The organism is Celeribacter marinus (genome assembly GCF_965656515.1).
In the GTDB taxonomy this organism is placed as follows: domain Bacteria; phylum Pseudomonadota; class Alphaproteobacteria; order Rhodobacterales; family Rhodobacteraceae; genus Celeribacter; species Celeribacter marinus_D.
Map to the genome: position 1 here is coordinate 1 of NZ_CBFHKW010000077.1, position 3,535 is coordinate 3,535.

Here is a 3,535-nt window from a genome sequence, read left to right on the forward strand (position 1 = left end):
CCTCTTCACCTAGGTAAGACTCAGCTGTTTCTTTCATCTTGCCGAGAATGAATGCAGAGATTTGCGATGGCGAATACTTGTCGCCTTTAACGCTCACCCATGCATCGCCATTGCCGCCATCGACAATCTCGTAAGGAACAAGGTTCTTGTCCTTTTCCACTTCGGCGTCACCTGCGCGGCGGCCGATAAGGCGCTTTACGGCGAAAACTGTATTTTCGGGGTTGGTCACAGCTTGGCGTTTTGCGGCTTGGCCGACAAGGCGCTCATTGTCTGTGAAGCCGACGATAGACGGCGTTGTGCGTGCGCCTTCTGAATTCTCGATGACACGCGGCTGTGAACCGTCCATGATTGCGACGCAGGAGTTTGTGGTCCCGAGGTCGATACCGATGACTTTAGCCATACCTTTAAGTCCTCTTCTTGGCGATGTTTTGACGTTGGGCCCATTCAGGCACCCGCCATCAATCCCAGTGTTGAATGTTTAAGACCGGACTGAACCGATCAGTGCTTCGATGCGTATATAGGGATGCGTTTTGGCCCCTGCAAGTTGTGTGAGGCCCTTAAAAAGGTGAAAATTGCAGTCACTGTCTAAGGAACGGACTTTAATGATCAAAAAATATCATGTCACACCACTCGATTTAAAGGGCATGCAGGTGTTCAAGGGGCTGATTGGTACGGCGATTCAGTCTAAAATTGTTGCTGATTTGCGCGATGTCGTTCGTGAGGCACCCGTATTTTCACCTATGACGCCGTATGGTAAGCCTATGTCTGTGAGGATGACCTCGGCCGGCCGGTTCGGTTGGGTGTCGGATCGGCAAGGTTACAGGTACAGCGAGACTCACCCTGATGGTGCACCATGGCCGCGAATTCCTGAAAGCATTCTAGGCGTTTGGGACGCTGTCGTACCTTTGGCGCGAAAGCCCGAATGCTGCTTGGTCAATTTTTATGGCGAAGATGCTAAAATGGGCATGCATCAAGATCGGGACGAAACTGATTTTGAACAACCCGTCGTGTCTATTTCGCTCGGTGATGAGGCGTTGTTTCGGGTCGGGAATGCAACTCGGGGCGGCAAGACGGAGAGTATTTGGCTTCAGTCGGGAGATGTCGTTGTTATGAGCGGCGCCGCAAGGTTGCTCTATCACGGAATTGACCGTGTGAAATATGGTTCAAGCCAACTGTTGCCTAAGTCGGGGCGCATTAATTTGACGATGCGGGTCGTAACGTAAGGCACGTTACCGAGCTGACCAACTTGCCGAGGCGCGTTTTCGAGTGAAAAACTCAGCCAAAAGCCCAATGGTAAGGAAGACCAATGAAAACATGAGCGGATAGAGTGGTGAACTATAGTGAGGATTGTAGTTCACAAAGGTGTATCCGCGCGCTTGGTCGATTGTGTGAAATAACGGATTCCATTTGAAAAACGCCAACATGAATCCCGGCATCGCGTTTGCAAGAAACATTTTGCCTGATGTGAACATATTTGCACGAGTGTAAAGAGTTTGAACAACACGCACGAATTCAGGCGCCCAAGGTTTGGCTGCAAGAACAACGGTGCCGATAGCCGCACCAGAGAACCAAGCCATCATGAACATCGCAAATGCACCAGGTAGATATTGGAACTCTACGCCACCCCATCCGAGCTGATACACAGTCAAGATGACCGCAACTGACAAGAATTGTATATATAATGCGCTGAGGGCGGCAGACGTGATCGAAATCGCCGTGTTCATTGGGGCGTGTTGCATCATTGGAGATGTGCCTGATTCCGCGCTCGCGACGTCGCCCAACGTCTTGTTGTGAGTCAGGAATAGAAAAATTCCTGTCATGATAAACAAAATGAAATCACCACGTACCGAGTTGCGACTTATGCCGAGAATATTCATCATAAATGAGAATACGGCGACAAGAATAATGGCCTGTGAAATATTGGTGATCAGGCCAATTAATGGGCTGCCGTGAGATTTTCGCACGTGCCGCACTGTGTTGTGAAAAATGAGCCGCAAAATATTGAATGCTGCCGAAAATCCGTTTTGTTGCGATGAGTATTTGAACACGTCAAAATTCCTACACAGGATGTCAAAAATGGCAGGCTTGCCGATTGACCTTTGGTGAAGCATAAGATGCGAAAGTTGCATAATCAATTAAGTGGCATCAATATATACAGCATTTACAAGGCATCCGCCTTTTGAGGAGAGACCATTGAATTTTGAAACACTTATTCCACTGATGCGTAGTCTTGCACTTGAGGCAGGTGACAAAATTATGGAGATTTACAATTCCGATGATTTTGAAGTGAGATCAAAATCGGATGATAGCCCCGTGACAATTGCGGACGAGGCGGCGGACGCCATTATTTCTGCAGGCTTGCGCGCGGCCTTCCCCGAAGTGACGCTGATTACCGAAGAGCAAGCGCAGTCACATGCGCTCAAGGCCGATACGTTTCTCATCGTTGATCCGCTTGATGGCACCAAAGAATTCATCAATAGACGTGGCGATTTCACGGTCAATATCGCGTATGTGGAAAACGGTGTGCCAACGCGCGGCGTGGTATATGCGCCAGCAAAAAACAGACTGTTCATCACTGATGTAGACGGGAAATCCGTTGAGGAGGTCGGTCCATTTGCACGCGACATTGTGGGCATTCAAAATACGATATCTGTGAAAGTACCCGACAACTCAGCTTTGCTTGTGGTGGCCTCTAAATCTCACCGCGATCAGGCGACCGAGGATTACATTAATAAATATAATGTGGCGGACAGCAAATCCGCGGGCTCTTCCCTAAAATTTTGCCTCGTCGCGACTGGCGAAGCTGATCTTTATCCGCGCGTAGGGCGCACGATGGAGTGGGATACCGCCGCGGGTCATGCCGTTTTGATTGGTGCGGGTGGGGATGTGGTACGCTTCGATACGCATGAGTCCCTGACCTACGGCAAAGAGGATTACGCCAATCCGTTCTTTATTGCCTACGCGCCAGGTGTGGAGTTGAAATCAGCACAATGAAAACGCTTCTCGTTATACCGGCCCGCTATGCCTCGTCACGTTACCCCGGAAAGCCTCTTGTCGAGCTTGCCGGAAAGGGCGGCGTAAAGAAATCACTTATCCAACGGAGTTGGGAGGCGGCGCAATCGGCAAAGGGCATTGACCGTGTTGTTGTGGCCACTGACGATACCCGTATCCGCGACGCAGCCGAGGCGTTTGGTGCCGAGGTGGTGATGACCTCGTCCACTTGCGTCAACGGTACAGAACGGTGTGCAGAGGCCCACGCAGCCCTTGGGGATGCGTATGACGTAGTGATCAACCTGCAAGGTGATGCGCCCCTCACCCCGCATTGGTTTGTAGAAACACTGGTGGATGATATTAAGTCGGACGAGGGTGCCTCGATGACGACCCCTGTTTTGCAATGTGACGGGCGCGCCCTAAATGGATTTTTGGAGGATCGTAAGGCGGGTCGCGTTGGCGGGACAACGGCCGTGTTTGATGTAGACAAATACGCGCTTTATTTTTCCAAGGAAGTCATCCCGTACACCAATGCAGATTATGC

5 protein-coding genes are annotated in these 3,535 nt (G+C 50.5%); 3 read left to right on the top strand and 2 right to left on the bottom strand.

Going from position 1 to position 3,535, the window contains the following annotated elements; genetic code table 11:
- On the bottom strand, positions 1–400 hold a 400-nt coding region (locus ACTG34_RS12670), incomplete at its 3' end, for an Hsp70 family protein (RefSeq protein ID WP_439105249.1).
- 202 nt (positions 401–602) lie between these two features.
- Here ACTG34_RS12670 and ACTG34_RS12675 point away from each other — a divergent pair.
- Entirely contained in the window at positions 603–1,223 is a 621-nt protein-coding gene (locus ACTG34_RS12675; RefSeq protein ID WP_439105250.1) for an alpha-ketoglutarate-dependent dioxygenase AlkB family protein, read from the top strand.
- A gap of 6 nt (positions 1,224–1,229) precedes the next feature.
- Here ACTG34_RS12675 and ACTG34_RS12680 read toward each other — a convergent pair whose 3' ends face one another.
- Entirely contained in the window at positions 1,230–2,048 is an 819-nt protein-coding gene (locus ACTG34_RS12680; protein ID WP_439105251.1) for an ABC transporter permease, read from the bottom strand.
- A gap of 172 nt (positions 2,049–2,220) precedes the next feature.
- On the opposite strand from ACTG34_RS12680, the gene cysQ reads away from it, so the two are divergent.
- Positions 2,221–2,994, top strand: a complete 774-nt coding sequence (gene cysQ / locus ACTG34_RS12685) for a 3'(2'),5'-bisphosphate nucleotidase CysQ (RefSeq protein WP_439105258.1) — start codon at positions 2,221–2,223, stop codon at positions 2,992–2,994.
- Positions 2,991–3,535 (top strand): 3-deoxy-manno-octulosonate cytidylyltransferase (locus ACTG34_RS12690; protein ID WP_439105252.1); only part of this gene is annotated, 545 nt, incomplete at its 3' end. The genes cysQ and ACTG34_RS12690, both read left to right, overlap by 4 nt.